The 20,714-nt window shown below is 62.5% G+C and carries 18 protein-coding genes; 12 read left to right on the plus strand and 6 right to left on the minus strand.

All coding sequences use genetic code 11. From position 1 onward, the window contains the following. Positions 1–57: 57 nt before the first annotated feature. Entirely contained in the window at positions 58–1,257 is a 1,200-nt protein-coding gene (locus ACUYV6_RS11930) for an aromatic ring-hydroxylating oxygenase subunit alpha (RefSeq protein WP_449278920.1), read from the plus strand. A 274-nt stretch (positions 1,258–1,531) separates the two neighbouring features. Continuing rightward, the gene (locus ACUYV6_RS11935; RefSeq protein ID WP_449278902.1) at positions 1,532–2,443 is read left to right on the plus strand and encodes a glycine betaine ABC transporter substrate-binding protein; all 912 of its coding nucleotides are present in this window, start codon (positions 1,532–1,534) and stop codon (positions 2,441–2,443) included. Positions 2,444–2,649: 206 nt separating this feature from the next. On the opposite strand, the gene ACUYV6_RS11940 is transcribed toward ACUYV6_RS11935, so the two are convergent. Next, positions 2,650–3,243, minus strand: a complete 594-nt coding sequence (locus ACUYV6_RS11940) for an NAD(P)H-dependent oxidoreductase (protein ID WP_449278903.1) — start codon at positions 3,241–3,243, stop codon at positions 2,650–2,652. 159 nt (positions 3,244–3,402) lie between these two features. On the opposite strand from ACUYV6_RS11940, the gene ACUYV6_RS11945 reads away from it, so the two are divergent. After that, entirely contained in the window at positions 3,403–3,852 is a 450-nt protein-coding gene (locus ACUYV6_RS11945; protein ID WP_449278904.1) for a winged helix-turn-helix transcriptional regulator, read from the plus strand. An 85-nt stretch (positions 3,853–3,937) separates the two neighbouring features. Here ACUYV6_RS11945 and ACUYV6_RS11950 read toward each other — a convergent pair whose 3' ends face one another. Continuing rightward, entirely contained in the window at positions 3,938–4,879 is a 942-nt protein-coding gene (locus tag ACUYV6_RS11950) for a LysR family transcriptional regulator (RefSeq protein ID WP_449278905.1), read from the minus strand. 288 nt (positions 4,880–5,167) lie between these two features. Between ACUYV6_RS11950 and ACUYV6_RS11955 the strand changes: the two genes are divergently transcribed. From ACUYV6_RS11955 to ACUYV6_RS11965, 3 genes are all read left to right on the plus strand, one after another. Continuing rightward, complete coding sequence (locus ACUYV6_RS11955) at positions 5,168–5,956, plus strand: aspartate/glutamate racemase family protein (RefSeq protein WP_449278906.1); 789 nt, start codon at positions 5,168–5,170, stop codon at positions 5,954–5,956. A 132-nt stretch (positions 5,957–6,088) separates the two neighbouring features. Beyond that, positions 6,089–7,840 carry an oxidoreductase gene (locus ACUYV6_RS11960; RefSeq protein WP_449278907.1) on the plus strand — a complete coding sequence of 584 codons (1,752 nt, stop codon included), beginning with the start codon at positions 6,089–6,091 and terminating at the stop codon, positions 7,838–7,840. 18 nt (positions 7,841–7,858) lie between these two features. Continuing rightward, complete coding sequence (locus tag ACUYV6_RS11965) at positions 7,859–8,038, plus strand: hypothetical protein (RefSeq protein ID WP_449278908.1); 180 nt, start codon at positions 7,859–7,861, stop codon at positions 8,036–8,038. A 64-nt stretch (positions 8,039–8,102) separates the two neighbouring features. Here the strand turns inward: ACUYV6_RS11965 and ACUYV6_RS11970 are convergent, their stop codons facing one another. Further along, positions 8,103–8,972: a substrate-binding periplasmic protein gene (locus ACUYV6_RS11970; RefSeq protein WP_449278909.1), complete on the minus strand. Its 870-nt coding sequence runs from the start codon at positions 8,970–8,972 to the stop codon at positions 8,103–8,105. Between the two features lie 276 nt (positions 8,973–9,248). Here ACUYV6_RS11970 and solA point away from each other — a divergent pair, with 276 nt between their 5' ends. Continuing rightward, the gene (gene solA, locus ACUYV6_RS11975; protein WP_449278910.1) at positions 9,249–10,439 is read left to right on the plus strand and encodes an N-methyl-L-tryptophan oxidase; all 1,191 of its coding nucleotides are present in this window, start codon (positions 9,249–9,251) and stop codon (positions 10,437–10,439) included. Positions 10,440–10,498: 59 nt separating this feature from the next. After that, positions 10,499–11,305 carry an SDR family NAD(P)-dependent oxidoreductase gene (locus ACUYV6_RS11980; protein WP_449278911.1) on the plus strand — a complete coding sequence of 269 codons (807 nt, stop codon included), beginning with the start codon at positions 10,499–10,501 and terminating at the stop codon, positions 11,303–11,305. Positions 11,306–11,389: 84 nt separating this feature from the next. On the opposite strand, the gene ACUYV6_RS11985 is transcribed toward ACUYV6_RS11980, so the two are convergent. Continuing rightward, positions 11,390–12,379: a threonine ammonia-lyase gene (locus ACUYV6_RS11985; protein WP_449278912.1), complete on the minus strand. Its 990-nt coding sequence runs from the start codon at positions 12,377–12,379 to the stop codon at positions 11,390–11,392. 489 nt (positions 12,380–12,868) lie between these two features. On the opposite strand from ACUYV6_RS11985, the gene ACUYV6_RS11990 reads away from it, so the two are divergent. From ACUYV6_RS11990 to ACUYV6_RS12005, 4 genes are all read left to right on the plus strand, one after another. Next, on the plus strand, positions 12,869–14,536 hold the full coding sequence (locus ACUYV6_RS11990; protein ID WP_449278913.1) for a M24 family metallopeptidase: 1,668 nt from the start codon (positions 12,869–12,871) through the stop codon (positions 14,534–14,536). Between the two features lie 60 nt (positions 14,537–14,596). Further along, complete coding sequence (locus ACUYV6_RS11995) at positions 14,597–15,601, plus strand: LysR family transcriptional regulator (RefSeq protein ID WP_449278914.1); 1,005 nt, start codon at positions 14,597–14,599, stop codon at positions 15,599–15,601. A gap of 115 nt (positions 15,602–15,716) precedes the next feature. Further along, positions 15,717–16,631: a 5-dehydro-4-deoxyglucarate dehydratase gene (gene kdgD, locus ACUYV6_RS12000; protein ID WP_449278915.1), complete on the plus strand. Its 915-nt coding sequence runs from the start codon at positions 15,717–15,719 to the stop codon at positions 16,629–16,631. 106 nt (positions 16,632–16,737) lie between these two features. After that, complete coding sequence (locus ACUYV6_RS12005; RefSeq protein ID WP_449278916.1) at positions 16,738–17,949, plus strand: pyridoxal phosphate-dependent aminotransferase; 1,212 nt, start codon at positions 16,738–16,740, stop codon at positions 17,947–17,949. A gap of 104 nt (positions 17,950–18,053) precedes the next feature. Here the strand turns inward: ACUYV6_RS12005 and ACUYV6_RS12010 are convergent, their stop codons facing one another. Together ACUYV6_RS12010 and ACUYV6_RS12015 are read right to left on the minus strand one after the other, a co-directional pair. Then, on the minus strand, positions 18,054–18,923 hold the full coding sequence (locus ACUYV6_RS12010) for a substrate-binding periplasmic protein (protein WP_449278917.1): 870 nt from the start codon (positions 18,921–18,923) through the stop codon (positions 18,054–18,056). Between the two features lie 330 nt (positions 18,924–19,253). Continuing rightward, positions 19,254–20,120 (minus strand): substrate-binding periplasmic protein, encoded by an 867-nt coding sequence (locus ACUYV6_RS12015; protein WP_449278918.1) that lies wholly within the window; start codon positions 20,118–20,120, stop codon positions 19,254–19,256. Positions 20,121–20,714 lie beyond the last annotated feature (594 nt).

The raw sequence follows: 20,714 nt of genomic DNA on the forward strand, positions 1-20,714 counted from the left end.
ACGATCCCCGAGGAGTCCGCGACCGAGATTCGAGAGCTGCTCGAACGGCGACGGCCGATGTTCTCCCTGGAGGCCCCGTTCTATACGTCCGACGCGTTGTTCGACGCCGACATGGAGGGCATCTTCGGTCAGCAGTGGATCTTCGCCGCGTCGATCGCGGAGATTCCGGAGTCGGGCGATTATGTGACTGTCGAGTACGGTCCGTATTCGCTCGTGCTGGTGCGCGATGATGACGGCGGCGTCAACGCATTGCACAACGTCTGCCGTCACCGCGGAGCGAAGGTGCTGCGGGAGAAGTCCGGAACCACGGGAAATCTCGTCTGCGGCTACCATTCATGGACCTACGCTCCGGACGGCAAGCTCCTGCATGCGTCTGCGACGGGCGACAACTTCGATAAGAATTGCTTCGCGCTGAAGCGGGCGCACGTGCGCATCGTTGCCGGGCTCGTGTACATCTGCCTCGCCGAAAATCCGCCCGAGGACTTCGACGCGGTCGCGGAGATCATCGATCCCTTTCTCTCGACCTATGGACTTGGCGAGACCAAGATCGCCTACCAGCAGGATTTGATCGAGAACGGTAACTGGAAGCTCGTCGTCGAGAACAACCGAGAGTGCTACCACTGCGACGGACATCCCGAGCTCTCCTGCTCCATATTCCCAACCTTCGGGATGGATGAGAACAGCATCCCCGAGCACCGACTCGATGACTGGAATCGAGAGCGGATCGCCGAACTTGAGCTCATTCAGAAGTGTGACCGCTACGGACTGCCGTACGGCATCCTCGAAGATCTGCGCGACCGTCCCGTCGGTTTCAGGGTGGAGCGCGCTGCCATGGACGGTGAGGGCGAATCCTTCTCGACGACAGGGAAGCGGCTCTCGAAGAAGCTCGTGGGAGACGTGCCCGAGTTCAAGCTCGGGCGGGTGGGCCTGCATATGCAACCGAACAGCTGGTTCCATTTCTTGGGCGATCACATCATCACCTTCGCGGTCTTCCCGATCGCGGCGAATCAGACGCTCATTCGCACGATCTGGCACGTTGCGGAGGACGCCGTCGAGGGGGTCGACTATGACCTCGACGAACTCACATTCACCTGGAAGCAGACGAACCTGCAGGATCGCGAGTTCGTCGAGTTGTGCCAGCGCGGTGCGACGAGTCCGGCATACGAGCAGGGCCCATACATGCAGAGCGAGTACATGGTCGATGCCTTTGTGAGCTGGTACGTGGCACGCATGCAGGAGCACATCGGAACCGACTGATCGGTGATCCGGAATCTTGTGTCACGCGGCGCAAGAGAATGGAGCGCTCGTCCGATTGCGACGGGTGTCCCTGCCCGTTCCGTTGCCCCGGACCCCGCTCTTCACAGCCTGCGTCGCGTGGCCCGGGGCAACGGAACGGGCAGGGACACGGAACATAACGAATGGTTCAACAATCCCGTTGTACGGGTCTCAACCGGATACAGCGCCTGGATAGGCTCGAATGGAAACAGGATTTCCCAAGGTCCACTCGCACCAGCGAAGGAAAGGAAACACCATGTTGATGAAGAAGAAGTACGCGGGCGTTCTTGCCCTGGGGGCAGCAACGATGCTAGCCCTGTCGGCGTGCTCGGGCGGGGGCTCGGGTGACGGCGGTGGCGATGGCGGTAGTGAGGGCGGAGGCTCCATCACGGTCGGGTACATCGAGGGATGGACTGACGGGCAGAGCATTGCGTATCTGTTGAAGGACCAGTTCGAGAAACTCGGAATGACGGTCGAGCTGGAGGTGCTCAACGACAACGGCCCGATGTACGCCGCGCTGTCTCAGGGGGATATCGACATTCACGCCTCGGGATGGCCCGAGGTGACCCACAAGAGCTACATGGACGAGTTCGGTGATGACATCGAGTCGATGGGCGTCTGGTACGACAACGGTGTGCTGACGATCGCGGTGCCGTCGTATTCCGAGATCGATTCGATGGCGGATCTCAAGGACAACGCCGATCTCTTCGGTAGCGAGATTGTGGGGATCGAGCCCGGTGCAGGGCTGACCGAGGTGACGCAGACGTCGATGATGCCTGCCTACGGCCTTGACGACTGGACGCTGTCGACGTCGTCGACCGCGTCGATGCTGACGGTTCTGGGCGATGCGATCGATAACGAAGAAGAGGTTGTGGTGACGCTGTGGCGTCCGTTCTGGGCGTACGCAGAGTACGACGTGAAGGACCTGGAGGACCCCGAGGGCGCGATGGGTGAGCCGGAGGGCTTGCACATGCTCGGCCACAAGGGAACCGCGGAAAAGTTCCCCGAGGCTGCCGAGCTCATGCAGGGCCTGAACCTTGATGACCAGGCCTATGGCGAGCTCGAGATGCTGATCACGAGCGAGGAGTATGAGAACGACTCCGAGGGTGCGGTCGACAAGTGGATTGAAGACAACCCTGAGGGGTTCAGCACACTGATCACCGAGTGATTGCGCGCAGTGAGTGATCGCGTGATCGAGTGATTGCGCGCGTGCTTGCGAAGCGGAGTGATTGAACACTGAGCCGCTGAGCGTTTGATCTGCTGAGCTGCTGATCAACTCATGCGCCGTCGCATCATGCGGGAGGGGCCGGAGCTGACTATTGTCCCGGTCCCTCCTGTTGTTCGCCACCGGCCATGTGGTCGTGGGCCTTTGCCTCAGTTAGTTCGCGGGGCGAATACCGAGGCGCCGATCTCCTGAGCCCGTGCGAGGTGGCGTTCGGCGTAGTTCTCCTCAGTGATCGGGAACAGCTCCGCGGTGCAGACCTCTCCGCCGCAGTATCCGAAGATTCCCGACTCGATCTGGGTGCGGATCGCTTCTCGGTACCCGCGGCGCTCGTAGCGCTCGATGCTGGTCTCGGTCATGGCGAGGAGGTGCACGTCGATCCCGCCGAGGTTCGACGTCTGCCCGTCAGGCCCTGATCCATACCCCCACCCGCCGGTGAACACGCGATCGAACCACCCCTTGAGCAGACCCGGCAGCGACCACCAGTAGACCGGAAATGCGAAGACGAGGGCGTCGGCGCGTTCGATGCGTTGCTGTTCTGCGCGTACGTCGTCGGGCACGGGGCCGGTCTGTCGTTTGTAGGTCTCGTAGTCCTCGAAGGTGAAGCGGGGATCGAAGCCTTCGGCGGCGAGGTCTGCGAGTTCCGCGGTGTGGCCGGCCTCTGTGAGGCCCGCGATGACCTGGTTCGCCATGGCATGGGAGAACGATCCGGTGAAGGGGTGGGAGACGACGACGAGAGCGTGCATATCTGTGAGTCCTGTCTGGTGGGTGGTGCGGTTATTCGTGTGTGCTGCAGATATTTGCAGGGAGGAGAAACCGTCCCAGACGGACAGTAGCGCGAAAGATGCAGATGCAGTAGTACGGTTCTTCCTGCAGATTACCTGCGGTCATCTTAGTTTGCAGTCATGCGTGAGATTACAAGGAAGGCTGTCGTCGCCTGCCCCGTGGAGGTTGCGATAACTGTGATCGGTGGAGCGTGGAAGCTCACCATCATCAGTCACCTGCTTGACGGGGCGATGCGATACGGGGAAATCAAACGCGCGCTGGTGCGGGCGACGGATCGCACCTTGACGCGGCAGTTGCGCGAACTCGAGCAGGACGGGCTGGTGCATCGCGAGGTCTTCGCGGAGGTGCCGCCCCGGGTCGAGTACCGACTCACCGAACTGGGCGAGACCTTGCGGCCGATCGTCGCCGCGGTCGATGGTTGGGGTCAGTCCTGGCTCAAGGAGCAACCTGACGTCGACGTGCATGACGAAGCCGCAGTGCAGTTGCGGTCGAGCCGCCGCGTAGCCACGGTCGACCCGCCGTGTGAGACGAGGATGGTCATCTGGCAGCGGTCGACCCTCGCGAGATGAGGATTGCGGGTGCTTCACGCGCCGCAAGGAACAACAAGGCTCATCTCGGCGACAGGGCGGGTGAAGAGGAGGGCAGGGCGCAGGATCAGCGCTTCTCGTCGGGCAGGTGAATGCCGGGCGCGGTCGCCGCAAGATCCGCGGTGGCCCGCTGCAGGGCTTCCCGCATCGAGATCCAGGGGGCGTCGAGCAGCGTGGGGGAGCGCATGACGTGGACCTCGCGCACAGCGTCGGGAACGTCGAGTCGGGTCGCGACGACGCCGGGCAGCGGGGTGTAGCCGAGCGCCGGCACGAGTGCGATCCCGAGTCCCGCGGCGACGAGCCCTTGCACGGTGGCGTAGTTGTAGCTCTGGTAGGTGATCTTCGGTTCGAATCCTGCGCGTGCGCAGAGACGTCGCAGCATTGCAGTGCCGGTGGAGGAAGGGCCGGTTGAGATCCAGATCTCGGCGTGCAGCGGGCGCAAGCTCGGGGCTTCTGCGGCGATCGCGACCGGGTGGTCTGGGCCAGTCAAGATGAAGTGATCCTCAGTGAAGAGCTCATCGACCGGGAAGCCGCGGGGCCAGCCGCTGCGCATCGCGCTGTACCGGTAGAGCACCGCGAGATCGAGTGAGCGGATCTCGAGCGCGGGGATGAGCCCGGCGGGAGTGTCTTCGATGAGCGGGATCTCCACGCCGGGGTGAGCGAGCCGGAACGCGGAGATCGCTGACGGCAGCAGGCGTTCGCTCAACGACTGGAAGGCGCCGAGGCGGAGGGTGCCGATCTCGCCGCGCAGATGGGATTGAACATCGGCTTCGAGTGCCTGCAGGCGCCCGAGGGGTTCTGCGGCGCGCTCTGCGATGAACACCGCGGTTGTCGTCGGTCGGACCCGATGCGCATCGCGCTCGAAGAGCTGAGCACCAGTTGCGCGCTCGAGAGCAGACATCTGCTGCGAGACCGCGGATCCCGTGTAGCCGAGCTCGTGACCGGCATCGGTGAAGGAACCGGTGCGCAGCACGGTGCGCAGTGTTTCGAGATGAATGGGATTCAGCATAATGGTTGCTTCATTCGGTTCGTCAGATGAATAGAGGGCTCGTGTGCGAATGCGGGTGAACAGGCTGCGATCATTGCGATGCAACGGTGTGTAAGCAAAGCTTACGCCAGGATCAGAAACTGTCGCGAGGAAGTGAATGCCGGCGCTGAAGAACCGGGTGATAATTGCACAGAACGGACGGTACGAGAGTGCCGAGCGCAGCGGAGCGTTCGGACAGGTGGTTCGGACCTCTCGTGACTGTTCCTCAGGGATCGCGGGATCCTCAGAGATCAAAGGAAAAGTGAGGCTATGTCGGAACTCATGTACACCCAAAGCCAGGGATATCCGGATGCGGTAGTCCCGAACCGACCGGGACGCACATTCGGAGGCGTCGCGATCGGTGTGCTGCTGTTTGGCACCGCGGGGTACACGCTGCCCCCGGGGTCGGTCGAGAATGCGACGACATTCAAGTACCCCGTGCACTACCGGGCGATTCCCGAGGCGACGACCGAGACCGTGCTGCAGCCCGGCGCCGATGAGAAGATCTTGAACGCACTGATCGAGGCTGCCCAGGAGCTGGAGGCAGCGGGATGCCGTGCAATCATCGGTGGCTGCGGGTACTTCGGCAACTACCAACCGCAGGTTCGTGCTGCGGTGAATATCCCGGTGTTCATGTCGTCGCTGCTGCAGCTGCCCTTCATCTTGAACAGCATCGCGCCGGAGAAGAAGGTCGCAGTGCTGTGTGCCGATGCCACCGTGCTGCCAGACGCTGATGCGCTCGTTCACGCGGGTATCACCGACCGGTCGCGACTCGTGATCAGTGGCGGCAAGCTGCCCGAGGTGCCGGAGATGGATCTCGTGCTCACCAATCAAGGCGGGTACAACCCGGCCCAGTTGGAGCGAGAGCTGGTCGCTGCCGCGCGGAAGCTGGTTGCTGAGGATCCGAGCATCGGAGCGGTGCTCATGGAGTGCACGCTGTATCCGGCGCATTCTCGCGCTATTGCCGAGGCCGTGAACCTGCCGGTGTGGGACTTCGTGACCATGATCGACTGGGTCGAGAGCGCCGTAGTGAAGCGCCCGTTCCACGGCTACATTTGATTCACCGCGGGTAGATAAGCCAGACCCGCCAAGTGCGAGCCACCCGCAATCGACACCACTGGTCCACAGCCCCGATCACTTCGCAGCGCAGCGAGTGCAGGGGCCGCGGCAAGACGAAGAAGTGAGGATGACATGAGCAACGTTCTGCTGGAGCCGATCAAGGTCGGCCCTTTCGAGCTCAAGGGCCGTGTGTACCTGCCGGCCCATCAGCCGGGGCTGGCCTCGGGGGGACAGGTCACCGACCAGTACATCGAGTACCATCGCCAGCGCGCACGTGCCGGTATGGCGATGCAGGTGACCGGCGCGAATCCGATCATCGAGTCAGAGGTCTGGCCTGATATCTGCCTCTGGAACAAGGATGAGTCGATCGTTCCCGGCTATCAGCGGCTCGCTGCGGCGGTGCACTCCGAGGGCGGTCGTATGATCGCCCAGCTCGCGCACCCCGGCCCGACCGAGGAGGAAGGCACCGAGGTCTTCGGCCCGTCCCGCGACTTCTCGGAGTTCAGCCGTCAGGTCGCGGTCGCCGCGACCCACGCGCAGCTCGACCAGGTGATCGACGAGTACGCAGCGGCCTCCGACCGGTGCCGACGCGGCGATCTCGACGGGATCGAGCTCAGCATGGCGCACGGCAACCTGCCCGCCGCGTTCCTCAGCCCGCTGACGAACCGACGCGACGATGAGTACGGCGGCGACTTCGAGCGGCGTCTGTACCTGATCCACCGCATTATCGACGCGAGTCGCGAGGCGATCGGCCACGATCGCATCCTCGGTATACGTCTGGGCATCGACGACATGGTCGAAGGGGGTCTGACTCCGGAAGACGGTGCGCGGATCGCCGCAGCCCTCGAAGACAAGGTCGACTACATCAGCGTGATGGTGGGCAACAACAACAGGCTCGAGGCGCGCGCCCGGCACTGGCCGCCGGACCCGGCGGAGCCGGGACTCTTCCGCAGCAAGGCCCGCGTCGTCAAAGAGGCCGTGAAGTCGGTGCCGGTGTGCGCTGTCGGACGCGTGCTGACGATGGAGCTCGCAGAGCATATGGTCGCGGCCGGTGACACCGACATTGTGGGCATGGTCCGTGCGCACATCGCCGACCCGAATCTCATGCCGCTGTCGCTCGCGGGCAAGGCCGATGAGGTGCGGCCGTGCGTCGGTGCGAACGTCTGCGTGAATTCCCTCATGCTGAAGAAGCCGCTGACCTGCCACGTGAACCCCGACGTCGCGAACGCTGACGAGTTCAATCAGCTCAGCAGTCTCGATGGCCACACCTCGGTCGTCGTGGGCTCGGGGCCTGCCGGGCTCGAGGCCGCACGGCGCCTTGCACGACGGGGCAGCAGCGTCACACTGTTTGAGGCCGCTGCCGAGGTCGGTGGGCGCATGGCCCAGTGGTCGAAGGCTCCCTCCCGTAAGGACTCCAAGAAGTGGGTGCAGTGGGCCGAGCGCATGATTCGTCGCTACGGGGCCGACATCCGTCTGGGCACGCGTGCGGATGCCTCCGCGATCGCTGAGTTGCAGCCGGACACGGTGGTACTCGCTCTGGGCGCGCCCGACGCGAAGATCGCAGTGCCCAGTGACGGAAGCGTGCCGGTTGTCACCGCGGATCGTGCGTTTGAGCCCGGTGCGGTGCGCGGCCGTGTGCTCGTGCACGAGATGATCGGCGAGCTCGATGGACCGCTGATCGCCGACTACCTCCACTCCATCGGAGTGGAGCCCGTGCTCTCGACCGAGCGCCTGCACATCGGTGAGGGAGACGGGTTCAACACTGTCGTTCCGATGCTGCGCACCCTCACGGAGAAGGGCATCCAGACAATCGAGCGCGTGAAGCCGGTCGGAGTCACTGGCGGTGAAGTCGAACTCGAAGACATTTTCGGCGTCGCTCGCTAGAAGCTCGCGGTCGATGCGGTGGTCACCTGGGCCGGCGGAGATCCGGATCTGAGCCTCGCCGATGACCTGCGCGAGCTCGGTATCGAGCCCATCGTGATCGGCGATGCGCTGCGGCCGCGCCGCGTCACTGAAGCGACGCAGGACGCCAAGCGTCTGACCGATCCGATCGAGACCGTGGAACTGGTAGTTGCCGGTTAGAGCAGAAATGTGATGGGCGGGCCGATCTGTGAGGATCGGCCCGCCCATCATGCTGAGTCAGCGCTTACAGCTCGTAGGCGTCTCCGACCTCCGCCGAAGAGGCGGGCAGGTCGTAGGCCTCAAGGACTTCGGCAACCTTTCCGTCCTCATGAAGCTTTGCGATGTTCTCGTCGAGCGCCTTGCCAAAGGCCTCGTTGTCGTAGCTCGTCGGCCAACCCACCTGACCAGGCTTGGCGAACTCGGGAACTTCATCGACAGGCTCGACCGGGTTGACGGTCGCGCCTTCAATGCCCTTGCCCTCGATCGTTGCTTGCGAAGAGGGAACTGAGGCGATAATCGCGTCTAGGCGGCCAGCCTCGAGGTCGCCGTAGATCGACTCATCGTCTTGGTAGACGATAAAGCTGTCGCCCAACCAGCTCTTCAGGCTCTCGTTGTACAGGTTGCCAGAGACCGACCCGACCTTGATATCGGCGAGGTCGTCAACGGTGTAATTGTGGAGTGACACGACTCCGGTCGCGTCAAGATAGACCGGGGCACTCAACCGCACAATTTCAGCACGTGCTTCGGTGCGGTACCAGGCAGTCGCCGCGACATCGGCGCGGCCGGTCTCTGCGGCGGGAATCGCTGCGCCCGCGCCACCTGCGGCTTGCACAGCTATCTCGAGGCACTCCATCGCTGCGATCTCGGTGAGCAGGTCGCCCTCTACGCCAGATAGCTCCTCGCCGTTGATGCTCATGAATGGCGGGAAGTCGTAGGCCGCGACTGTGAGCTTTCCTTCCTCGACGGTCTGCAGATCCGGGTGCGCTGGGGTGCAGTTATCGCCGCCTGCGGTGATGTCCTCCCCGCCGGAGCAGGCGGCGAGCGAGACCGCGGCGAGTGCGGTGAGTCCTCCGAGCGTAAGCGCTCGGGTCAGACTATTGGAACGAATCGACATGCTGGAGGGGCCTTTCTGCGATGGAACATAAGAATGTGAGAGTCGTGGGCGTCGAACGAAGTATCACTGAGCCGGACGGCCAAATGGCGGCGCGAATCCACAGAACCTCTCCCGTTCTATTACTGCGGTTATTGGTGCTCATACGCAAATACCTCTCGAGTCACTTGTGATACAAGAATTGAATCGGTTTACGGGCTCTTGCCGCTCCATCGGGATCAATGAGTGGCTATGTTGTATTCAGCGATTTCTGTGCGAGTGTGAATGGAGTGAAACCAGATGACGAACAGCTATGTGGCGGCAGAGAGCAGCACCTACGATGTCATCGTGATCGGGCTCGGGGCGATGGGTAGCTCCGCCGCGTATCAACTCGCCAAGCGTGGGGAGCGCGTGCTCGGACTCGAGCAGTTCTATCCCGCGCACTCCAAGGGATCGAGCCATGGCACCACGCGCATGATTCGCAAGTCGGCGTTCGAGCACCCCGATTATGTTCCGCTCGGCAAGCGTTCGTATGAGCTCTGGGACGAGCTCGAGCAGCTCACGGGGCGCAAACTCGTGACGAACACCGGAGGGCTGTACATCGGTTCGCCCGAAGAGCACTACATCAAGGGCAGCATCGATACAGCGCGCGCCTTCGGCATCGACCATGAGGTTCTCGACAGCGCTGAAGTGCGCAGACGGTACCCGCAGGTGATGACTCGAGACGGACAGATCGCGTACTCCGAGCCCGATATGGGCGTGGTCACGCCGGGAAAGTGCATCCTGGCCTACCAGCAGCTTGCTCAAAGGCACGGAGCTGAGCTGCATTTCGCAGAGACGGTTCTGGAATGGGAGGCCGATGCGGATCAGGACCACGTACGCGTGCGCACCGACGAAGGAACGTACGAGGCCAGGCGCCTCGTGATCACCACCGGTGCATGGGCCACACGGTTGCTGTCGGAGATGGATCTGCCGTTGCAGATTGAGCGGCACTGGATCTTCTGGTTCGAGCCCCAGGAGGGCGCGCTCGAGGATCTACGGGTCGGCAAGTTTCCGCTCGTCAATGTCGTGGCCGACGGCGGTGTGGCCTACACCAGCTGGCCGGCTTTCGGCGAGGAGCCATTGGTGAAGGCGACCTTCGTCGATATCGACGCAGAGGTGTGCACACCGGAGACGATGCTGCTGCCCGAGGCCTCCGCTGGAGAAGTCGCAGGCATTCAGCGGAATGTCGAGCAGTACGTGCCGAGTGCCGCGGGACGGCTCGTCAGCATGGAGTCCTGCATGTATGTGAACGCGCCAGACGAGCACTTCGTGATTTCCACACACCCCGACCACGCGAACGTCTCAGTTGCGGCGGGCATGGCCGGCCACGGGTTCAAATTCACTCCGGTCGTCGGTGAGATACTCGCCGACCTCGCGATCGACGGTGAGACGTCGTACGATATTGACCTCTTCAGCCCTGCCCGTTTCACGGGAGCCGCCCAACAGTGACCATCCGTGATCACGAGTCGACCAGCACTGCAACTACAAGGGATAGGACACAGAGAACCATGCGCATGCAAGATAAAGTCGCTGTACTCACCGCTGCCGCCTCAGGCATGGGGCTTGCAACGAGCAAACTCATGGCGAAAGAAGGAGCAAAGGTTGTTCTCGCCGATATCAACGAACGAGATGGTGAGCAGGCCGCAGCAGACATTCGTGCTGCCGGTGGTGAAGCAATCTTCGTGCGCACCGATGTCTCGAGTGAGAACGATGTCGAGCAACTCGTCGCGCGGGCGATTGCAGAGTTCGGGCGCATCGATGTGCTGTTCAACGGTGTCGGAATCAACATGGCGAAGCCGATCACCGAGTGCACGGTCGACGACTTCGACGCCGTCATGACGCTGAATCTGCGCAGCGTGTTCTTGACCTGCAAGCATGTGCTTCCGCACATGCTCGAGAACGAGAACGGCGGTGCGATCGTGAACAACTCGTCCGTTGCCGGACTCGTCGGCCGCCCGTCTGACCCGCTCTACGGTGCATCGAAGCATGGCATCAACGGCCTGACGAAGGCCCTCGCGTTGAACTATGCGGACCAGAAGATTCGAGTGAACTCGGTCTGCCCGGGGTCGATCGGAACGCCGCTGTTCTACAAGGATGTGGCGCCCGGAGAAAGCAAGGAAGAGTTCAAGAAGCGCGTGGTTGCGAGCAGCCCGACTCCCCGGGTCGCAGACGCCGAGGAAGTCGCGAATGCGGTGCTCTTCTTGGCAAGCGACGAGTCCAGTTTCGTGAGCGGCGTTGCGCTCGCCGTCGATGGCGCCAAGGCGGCAGGCCTGATGCGGTCCGATCGATTCTCGATGGATTTCGACCTGCAGTAGAAGAAAGCTCAGGGTGGCAAGCGAATCGCTTGCCACCCTGAGCTTTTCTCCGGCCCGGCTCTTCTGATGGGCCCCGCAGCTGAGCTAGCTGCGCTGCGTGCCCTCAGCAGCATCCGCGAGGAGTTTCACGATCGCATCGAGATCGCAGTTGCCCCCGGAGAGTACGAATACCACGCGGTCTTCCGGTGATACCGGCAGCTTCCCTGAGAGCGCAGCAGCAACTCCCATGCATGAGGAGGGTTCGGCAAGAATATGTCCGCGCTCGAGTACGAGACGGATTGCCGGCACGATCTGCTCATCTGTGACAGTGATGACTTCGTCGACGAGGGCTGAGATCGTCTCGAAGCACGTCTGGTCTGTATCGATCCCGCGGGTCGCGTCTGCGATGGTCTCACCGAGCTCGGCGAGGTTGTGGCAGTAGCCGGCCTTCAAGCTGTTCGTGTAGCGCGGCACGACGACATTCTCCATGCCGTACACGCGAGCCTCGGGCCGAATGCCCTTCACTGCGGTCGCGATGCCTGAGATCAGCCCGCCGCCGCCAATGGGTACGACGACGGCGTCGACATCGGGCAGATCATCGACGATCTCCAGGCCGCAGGTGCCCTGCCCTGCGCGCACTGCTTCACCGGCGAATGGGTGGACCAAGGTGCGCCCTTCCTCGCGGGCCAAGCGCCGGGCCGTCTCAGCACGCTTGAGTACATCGACGAGCACGATCTCCGGATCGTGCTGTTTTACGAGCGCGTATTTTGCAGGGTTGACGCTCTCCGGCATGACGATCTTCGCGCTGATGCCGAGCAGCTTCGAGGCGTACGCGATTGCCTGCGCATGGTTGCCCGAGGAGTAGCAGACCACGCCTCGGTCACGCTCTTCATCGCTCAGCGAGCGGAGCGCGTTCATTGCTCCGCGCAGTTTGAAGGACGCGGTGATCTGCGTGCATTCGGCCTTGAGGTAGACCTGACATCCCAGAATGGGGTCCATTGCGGGAACGCGAATGAGGGGAGTGTGCAAGATATACTCTTGAATTCGCTCACGTGCCTCACGGATGGTACTCAGTTCAAGCATTCGGCCTCTCATTCTGGTGTTCTGTGGCGCTTGCTGCCGATCTCGGCACCGCACTTACTGAAGACACGACCCCGGATGGTTGCCAGATTATTGCGGCCCAAATTTCAGTACAAACACCATTTCGGCATGGCATGACAGCTTTCCGACATCGGTGCGAGGCCGCTGGTCTCAGGGGCGATGACAGCGTGAGGAGGATTGCGGATCGCTGGCGCAGAAGCGACGCCGCCATGGGTGAGAGCCCGTGGGTAACTCTTACCCCAAAAGGTATCGGACTACATAAAACGAGTCATGGACGAAGGGAAGTGGTGAGTGAGAAACTGATGCCCAAGGGCACTCCTGACTCGCTCAGACGAGTCACATGCACGACTGGCGAAGGTCGCGATCGGGGTCACGAAGCTCGAAAAGCTCCGCGTTGTCTATCGGATCCGTGCCGGCCTGCTCTTGCGGTCAGCTGCTCGGCAGCAGACCGAACAGGATACGAACAAGTACGGAGGAACCAAGGTGCGGCTCAATAACAACGCTGAAGCCATCCAGCAGGAGTTCGGGTTCGACCCGCAGGAGCGACTGCTCTTCGCGAATATCCGACGCGACGCGGTGAAGATCGTGCGGCCCATCATCGCCGAGCGCGATGATGAGAAGCTGCTGCTCGTGCGTCAGCAGGAGACCGCGAGCGTGTTGTTTGCGGGCGTGCCGCAGGAGCGCGTGCGTTTCCACTCAGAGTGGATCGCGTTTGATCGCCGCATCGTGGCAGGCTACGAGGTCGCGGAAGATCTGTCCTCCCTGATCTGGGATCTGGCCGGTGACGAGCAGGTCTCGCTCGCCCCGGGCATCTGCTACGCGCACCTGCAGGAGATTGAGCGGCGTGCAACCGATCGCGCACGTGTCGAGGTCGAAGCAGACCCTTGCGATACAGCTCCGGTTTCCGTGTATGAGCTGACGGAGCAAGAAGTTGAGGCGCGGTTCCGCGCGTGGCGCGAGCAGGGCGTTGCCTTTGGTCGTGACTTCGCCGGAAGGTTCCCAGGGCTTGAGGGCATCGAGGAGTACTTCGATGCGCAGACCGACACGCGTTTCTCGGCGCTCGGTGAGCTGGCGCAGGATCAGGGCGTTGACGGGGTCTACCTGGCCGCTCCTCCGAACTTCTCCGAGGTGACCGGACGTCGCGATGCCGAGGGACTTGGTGCGCTGTGGGTGCCGGCGACCGGCAAGGTTCTCGTCCTGGCAGAAGATGCCGCTCCGGGCTTTGCCGGGACCCCGGTAGCCCGCTTCGCTTCGCGTGCTGAGGCGCTCCGCGAGCTGCTGCCCGGCACCGCGCTCGGCGTCGAGGAAGAGCACATCACCGCTTCGTTCGCGCGCAGCCTTGAAGCCGCTGGTCTGGGGCTCACGAACGTGTCAGTGCCACTCGGCTCCTGGCGAGACCTACGCGACGTAGAGGATCTTCCGTTCGTGTTGATCGCCTGCCGCGCGAGCACCCACGCGATGGAGGGCGCACTGCAGAAGCTGTCGGATCGCCTCGAGGCGGGGCAAGACAGCAGTGAGGATGTGCTCTACGCCGATTACCTCGCGGGCATTCAGGAGTTCCGGGTCGAGCAGGGTGTTCCGTTCGCAATCGAGCCGTACTTCGTGAACCAACACGCGTCTGACCGCACCCTGTTCCCGACGACGCCGACCGATGCCCCGATCACGAAAGACAGCGTCTGCGTCGAGCTCGACACCGGCGTGAAGGTCACGATCGACGGAGTGGTGCTTGCAACCTCGGATATGGGGCGCTCGTTGCCGCTGACTCCGGGAGCCGCGCAGGCCTATGACACGCTCACTCGCGTGATCCGCGAACACATCATTCCCTCGATTCGCCCGGGTGTGGCGATGTCGCAGGTGCATGCGGATGCGGTGGATACGCTGACCGCCGTGCGTGGTGAGTTGGAAGAGGCCGGCCTCCTCGCGGCAGACACCGACTTCGTGAGCTGGTACAACAAGCGCAATGTCGGGCATCTCATGGGGAAGCAGGAGTCGTTCGCCAACGAACTGCGCCCGGGCTACACCCACGTACTTCGAGTCGGTGATTACGGGGCTGCTGAGACGCCGTGGCGCTTTGGCGAGACCGGCATCAGTACTGAGGATCTCTGGTTCATCGGGCGCGATCGGACATTCACGCTCACGCTGTCTGAGTAGGGGATTCCGGCTGAGGAGCCGCGTACGGTGTGCTGGTGATCCGGTCGATGGGAGGCGCGGATGTTCACCTTCGTCCAACTGAAGAGCTTTGTGGTGGTTGCCGAGGAACTGCACTTCGGTCGTGCGGCTGAGCGGCTCCGGATCACACAGCCACCGCTCAGTCGTCAGATTCGCAGGCTTGAAGAGGAAGTGGGATTCAGCCTGCTCGATCGCACGAAGCGTCAGGTCACGCTCACGGTGGCCGGCACCGCGTTCCTGGAAGAGGCGAGGAAGCTGCTCTCGCTCGCAGATCGTTCGCAGGATATGGCCGAGCGCATCTCGACCGGGCAGAGCGGTGTCGCCTCGATCGGGATGACCGGTACCGGGATCTTGGCGATGCTCACTCTGCTCATCGACGATCTGAACGAGCACGCACCAGAACTTGAGCTCGAGGTGCTCGAGATGGTGACGAAGGACCAGATCTCCGCGATTCTCAACGGAACGATCGATGTTGGGCTGCTGCGCACCCCACCGAATCACGATGAGCTCGAGAGCGTGGTGGTGCACACTGAGCGGTTGATGGCGGCGGTGAGCAGCCGGCATCCGCTCGGTGTCTCCACCGCTCCGTTGGATACGCGCGACCTCGCCGGAGAGGTAATGGTCGATTATGCGCCGGCGCAGGGCAAGTACCTCCACGACTTGGTGAAGGCCACGCTGCGCGATGTTCCCGTGACCTTCCGGCAGCAGGTGACGCAGGTGCAGAGTGCGCTCGCGTTCGTCGTGGCCAACTCGGGTCTCGCGTTCGTTCCTGAGTCGGCCATGCACATGCAGATGGTGGGTGTCGTCTACCGTCCGATCGCGGGTCTGCAGGATCCCATCATGCCCCTCCATGCAGCTTGGCGACGGGACAACGCCAACCCGGCATTGCGTGTGATCGTGAAGCGATTGTTCCAGTTGCGCAAGCGCGGTGTGACCCGGAATCCCATGTATCACGATGGCAAACTGCTCGCCGGCTTCGAAGTGATCATGGGTGAGCGTTCAGCGGATCCGGCGCGAGAAGAGCCGCCTCAAGAAGTATGCACATAAGGTATTGGAGCATGCAAGAGAGGTGTTGATTGCGCATACTTCGCCTTCCTAGCCTGGGTACCAGTAGTGGAAGAACTCCCTTCCACCGAATCGACACAAAGGGAATGAACTGACGATGACTAGCTACGCACCGAGAGAGCTCGCCCAGAAGATCGGAAGCGGTCTCCTCTCGTTTCCGGTAACTGCGTTCGACAACGACCTCGAGTTCGACGAGAAGCGCTACCGGGAGCACCTCGCCTACCTGAGCCAGTACGACGTTGCGGGTCTCTTCGCAGCCGGCGGAACCGGGGAGTTCTTCTCCTTGACCAACGAGGAGATTTCGCGGGTCGTTACGTCTGCTGTCGAGGAGGCAGCCGGTCGGGTACCCGTGCTGTCGGCCGCCGGCGGTTCCGTGCGAAACGCGATCGCGCAGCTGAAGATCGCTGAGCAGGCTGGTGCAGCCGGTGTGCTGCTGTTCCCGCCCTACCTGACCGAGGCTTCGCAGGACGGTCTCGCACAGTACATCGGTGCGATCTGCCGGGCTACGAAGCTGGGCGTCATCGTCTACAACCGCGCGAACATGCAGCTCGACGCCTCGACGGTTGTGCGTCTGGCCGACGAGAACGAGAACTTGATCGGCTTCAAGGACGGCATCGGCAGCATCGACCGGATGACGCGCATCTACAACGCTGTGGGTGACCGCTTCACCTACATCGGTGGGCTGCCGACTGCTGAGACCTTCGCTCGCCCGTACCTCGAGATGGGAGTGACCACGTACTCGTCTGCGATGTTCAACTTCGTTCCGGAGTTCGCGCTGCGCTTCTTCGCTGCGGTTCGCTCTCGCGACAACGCATTCGTCGACAATGCGCTCCGCGAGTTCGTGCTCCCGTACCTGGACATCCGAGACCGGAAGAAGGGGTACGCAGTTTCCATCGTCAAGGCGGGGCTGAATGCGCAGGGGAAGCACATCGGATCGGTGCGTCCTCCGCTTACCGACCTCACCGAGGAGGAGACTGGCATGCTGGGCGACCTGATCAAGCGAGTCAAGTAAGTAGATGTTTTAGGCGGCCCCTCACTGCGATACTGCGGTGAGGGGCCGCCTTGGATGCTCAGCCTCTTCCGATTAAGAACCATCCCCGAACCGTAGGAGAAGAACCATGGCCACCCCCGGACTCTCGCAACTAGTGAGCTCCATCCCCGAATCCGCTCCCCTTGCCATCGATACCCTTGCGAAGCAGTACAAGCGTGAGGGGAGGCCTGTCATCGCTTTCGGTGCGGGTGAACCCGATGCCGACACAGATTCGCGGATCCTCGAAGCCGTGCGCGATGCCGTGCTGCAGGCAGAGAATCACCACTACACGCCGCCGCTCGGCATTCCCGAGGTACGCGCTGCTGTGGCGGACTACACGAACGACTACCTGCAGCTGGACCGATTCAGCGCGGACAACGTTGCGGTCACGAACGGCGGCAAGCAGGCGCTCTGGAACTCCTTCGCGGCGATCCTGAATCCGGGCGATGAGGTGATCCTCCCCGCACCGTATTGGACGACCTACCCCGAGCAGCTGAAGCTTCTGGGTGCAGAGACGCGCATCGTCGAAACCACGCTCGAGAACGGCTACCGGGCGACGGTCGAGCAGCTGCGCGAGGCGACGACTCCGAAGACCAAGGCGCTTGTGCTGACGAGCCCATCCAACCCGACGGGCAGCGTCTACACGGCTGAGGAGATGCGAGACATTGCCGCGTGGGCCGAGGAAGTCGGCTGCTGGGTGGTCTCTGACGAGATGTACCACGACTTCGTATATGACGGTGCGGAGTTCGCCTCGATCGCGCCGCACCTGAACCCGGATCAGCTCATCATCGTGAGCGGGCTCGCGAAGAGCCACGTGCTCACCGGGTGGCGTTCGGGCTGGATCGTCGCGCCGAAGCGCGTGATCTCGGTCACCAAGAATTTCCAGTCTCACACGACGGGTAACGCGAGCAACCTCGCGCAGCGTGCCACGCTTGCGGCGCTGCGGGATGCGCGTGATGTGCCCGAGCAGTTGCGGTCGGTGTTCGCGGAACGGCGCGAGATTGCTGCTTCGATCTTCGCGCAGATGCCGGGAGTCCAGACGCATCGCCCCGAGGGCGCGTTCTACTTCTTCGCGCGGGTGGAAGACCTGCTCGACGGTCGCTTCGAGCACGAGGGTCAGCCGGTCACGACCTCGCTCGGTCTGTCGCGCTTTTTGCTCGATGAGATCGATGTGGCGATCGTTCCCGGAGAGGCCTTCGGGGCACCGGGGCACCTGCGATTCTCGTATGCGCTCGCCACTGATGCGCTCCGCGAAGGCCTAGAGCGCATCCAACGACTCCTCGTGGAGACTGCGCAGTAGTTCCGCGGCGCTCCTCAGGGAGCACGCAGAAAGGCGGGTTGATCCGAAAGGATCAACCCGCCTTTCCTGTCCGGCGAGAGCCCAGACTCTCGCGGGATCAGCGCTTACAGCTCGTACGGCTCTCCCACGTCGGCCGATGACTCCGGTACGCCGAACTCCTTGAGCACCTCGACGATACGGCCGCTCTCGTGCAGCTCGGCGATGTTCTCATCGAGTGCCTCGCCGAAGGCCTCGTTGTCGTAGCTGGTCGGCCAGCCGGCCTGGCCGGGCGCCTCGGCCTCAGGAACCTCAGGATGAGGCTCCAGCGGAATGAGGCTCGCGTTCTCGATGCCCCTGCCCTCGAGCGTGGTCTGCGACGAAGCGATCGACGCAATGATCGCGTCAACGCGGCCTGCCTCGAGGTCGCCGTAGATCGACTCGTCATCCTGGTACACGACGAAACCATCGCCGAGCCACTTCTTGAGGCTCTCATTCCACAGGTTGCCCGAGACGGAACCGACCTTGATGTCTTCGAGATCGTCCATTGAGTAGTCATTGAGCGAGATAACGGCGCTCTCATCGAGGTACACCGGGTCACTCAGGCGGACGACCTCGGCGCGAGCCTTGGTGCGGTACCAGTCGCCTGCCGCTAGGTCCGCTCGGCCGCCCTCGACCGAGGGGATCGCCGCGCCGGCGCCGCCGGCGGCCTGGACGGAGAGTTCGAGGCACTCCATCGCGGCAACTTCCTTGAGCAGCTCGCCTTCGACACCGGTGAGGGTGTCTCCATCAACGATCATGAGCGGCGGGTAGTCATAGGTGGCGACGGTGAGCTTGCCCGCCTCGACCGTCTCCAGGTCGGGGTGGGCCGGCGTGCAGTCTTCGCCGCCTGCGGAGTCGCTGCCGCCGCCGGAGCAAGCGGCGAGTGAGACTGCCGCAAGAGCGGTGATGCCGCCGAGTGCGAGAACGCGAGTCAGCTTGTTGGATCGAATCGACATTCGAGTGGGACCTTTCTTCATTGAATGGTGCGACGCTAGGCGTCGTATCGCCTGCTGGAAGAGCATCGGTGCTCGTGGAGCTCCAGCCGCGATGGACTCATTGAATCAGATGCCAGATGTGATCACACCGGATTCTGGAACACCGTGACCCTACCGTGATGTATTCGGCACTTATCGCCGGAAACCCCTTGAGTAGATCGAGGAAACTCCTGGGTCTGTCCGGTCAAGCTGCTATGCACAGAGGACGCCCGGATCGCATGTACGATCCGAGCGTCCTCTGTTTCCAACTGTGCGGATGTGCCGCTCAACATTCGAGTGGCACAAGCGGCGTTAGAGCTCGATGGGCTCGCCGGTCTCTGCCGCCTCGGGGTTCAAGCCGTACTTCTCGAGCGTCTCGGCGATGGTGCCGTCTGCGCGAAGCTCTTCGATCATCTCGTCGATCGCCGCCGAGAGGCCCTCATTGTCGAGACTGCTGGGCCACATGACCTGACCGGCCTGCTCGAACTCGGGAACGTCCGGGTTGGGCGTGACTGCGATGACCTCAGCCCCGTCGATCGGGTTGTCCTCGAAGCGACCGTACGCCGAACCGGCTGATGCGACGAGTGCATCGATGCGGCCGGCCTTGAGATCGCCGTAGATGGCCTCATCGTCCTGGTACACGGTGAAGTCGTCGCCGAGCCAGTTCTGGAGGCTCTCATTCCAGAGGTTTCCGGCGACGGAGCCGACCTTCTTGCCCTCAAGGTCGTCTGAGGTGATGCCGGAGGTCGAAACCACGGCCTGCTCATCAGTCCAGATCGGTGCGCTCAGGTGAACGATCTTGGCGCGTTCCTTGGTGCGCAGCCAGTTGCCGGTGCCGAGGTCTGCGCGGCCGGTCTCGACGGAAGGGATCACCGCGCCGGCTCCACCGGACGAAGTAACGGTGAGGGTGAGGCATTCGCGCTCCGCGATCTCGTGGAGCAGGTCGCCCTCGATGCCTTCGAGCGTGTGCTCGTCGACGACGCGCGTGGCGGGGTAGTAGTCGTAGGAGGCGACGGTCAGCTCGCCCGGAGTGACGGTCTCGAACTCGTGCGCCGGGGTGCAATCCTCGTTGGCGGCGCTGTCACTGCCGGAGGAGCAGCCCACGAGCGCGGCCGCGGCGATCGCGGACACGCCGCCGAGGGCGAGAATGCGGGAGATGGGAGTAGATCGGAACTTCATGTGAACGGGGGCCTTTCTTCGTTGAACGGTATCGGTGCAACGCACCGCCCGCGCCGTCAGGATTCAAGCGCCGCGCATTCAACCCCTGTCGGGCTACCGTCATTCAAGCTTGAGTTATATGTGATCACAAGTCAAGTAGTGCAATGTGACATGAATGTGATGTTCCTGATGCTCCCGATGTTCCGGCAGCTTTCCGTGGGTTCGACCCGCTCAGCTGTCGCAGATGTGGCTCACACGGGGTTCTTCAGCGGAATCTGTGACAGCCGAATGAACTTCCCAAGCAGCCAGCACGACCGGCTTCGCTGGAACACGAAAGAGCGAACGCGACAGTGGGACTGCTGTGGGGCCGCGAGTTCTCGTGTCAATCGAAAAAGACCCGGGCCAGCGGCCGGGAAAGTGAATAGACATGTACAGGGCCCGGGCTGCTCGATACACGAGACAACCCAGGCCCGAACACCCTGTACACAGTTGGTTAGTTACGTTTCAGATGCAAATTCAAACGCCACTCCAGAATCCTGACCAGACCCAGGAACACCAACGTGATCGACCCGTACAACACCGCAGTCAACGAGAACACACTCAAATACTTAAACG

It is taken from the genome of Leucobacter sp. GX24907 (assembly GCF_053567335.1).

Coding starts and splice junctions, on each gene's coding strand:
- ACUYV6_RS11930 (WP_449278920.1), top strand. CDS start 58: ATGTTCTCCCTGGAGGCCCCGTTCTATACGTCCGACGCGTTGTTCGAC.
- ACUYV6_RS11935 (WP_449278902.1), top strand. CDS start 1,532: ATGTTGATGAAGAAGAAGTACGCGGGCGTTCTTGCCCTGGGGGCAGCA.
- ACUYV6_RS11940 (WP_449278903.1), bottom strand. CDS start 3,243: ATGCACGCTCTCGTCGTCGTCTCCCACCCCTTCACCGGATCGTTCTCC.
- ACUYV6_RS11945 (WP_449278904.1), top strand. CDS start 3,403: ATGCGTGAGATTACAAGGAAGGCTGTCGTCGCCTGCCCCGTGGAGGTT.
- ACUYV6_RS11950 (WP_449278905.1), bottom strand. CDS start 4,879: ATGCTGAATCCCATTCATCTCGAAACACTGCGCACCGTGCTGCGCACC.
- ACUYV6_RS11955 (WP_449278906.1), top strand. CDS start 5,168: ATGTCGGAACTCATGTACACCCAAAGCCAGGGATATCCGGATGCGGTA.
- ACUYV6_RS11960 (WP_449278907.1), top strand. CDS start 6,089: ATGAGCAACGTTCTGCTGGAGCCGATCAAGGTCGGCCCTTTCGAGCTC.
- ACUYV6_RS11970 (WP_449278909.1), bottom strand. CDS start 8,972: ATGTCGATTCGTTCCAATAGTCTGACCCGAGCGCTTACGCTCGGAGGA.
- solA (WP_449278910.1), top strand. CDS start 9,249: ATGACGAACAGCTATGTGGCGGCAGAGAGCAGCACCTACGATGTCATC.
- ACUYV6_RS11980 (WP_449278911.1), top strand. CDS start 10,499: ATGCGCATGCAAGATAAAGTCGCTGTACTCACCGCTGCCGCCTCAGGC.
- ACUYV6_RS11985 (WP_449278912.1), bottom strand. CDS start 12,379: ATGAGAGGCCGAATGCTTGAACTGAGTACCATCCGTGAGGCACGTGAG.
- ACUYV6_RS11995 (WP_449278914.1), top strand. CDS start 14,597: ATGTTCACCTTCGTCCAACTGAAGAGCTTTGTGGTGGTTGCCGAGGAA.
- kdgD (WP_449278915.1), top strand. CDS start 15,717: ATGACTAGCTACGCACCGAGAGAGCTCGCCCAGAAGATCGGAAGCGGT.
- ACUYV6_RS12005 (WP_449278916.1), top strand. CDS start 16,738: ATGGCCACCCCCGGACTCTCGCAACTAGTGAGCTCCATCCCCGAATCC.
- ACUYV6_RS12010 (WP_449278917.1), bottom strand. CDS start 18,923: ATGTCGATTCGATCCAACAAGCTGACTCGCGTTCTCGCACTCGGCGGC.
- ACUYV6_RS12015 (WP_449278918.1), bottom strand. CDS start 20,120: ATGAAGTTCCGATCTACTCCCATCTCCCGCATTCTCGCCCTCGGCGGC.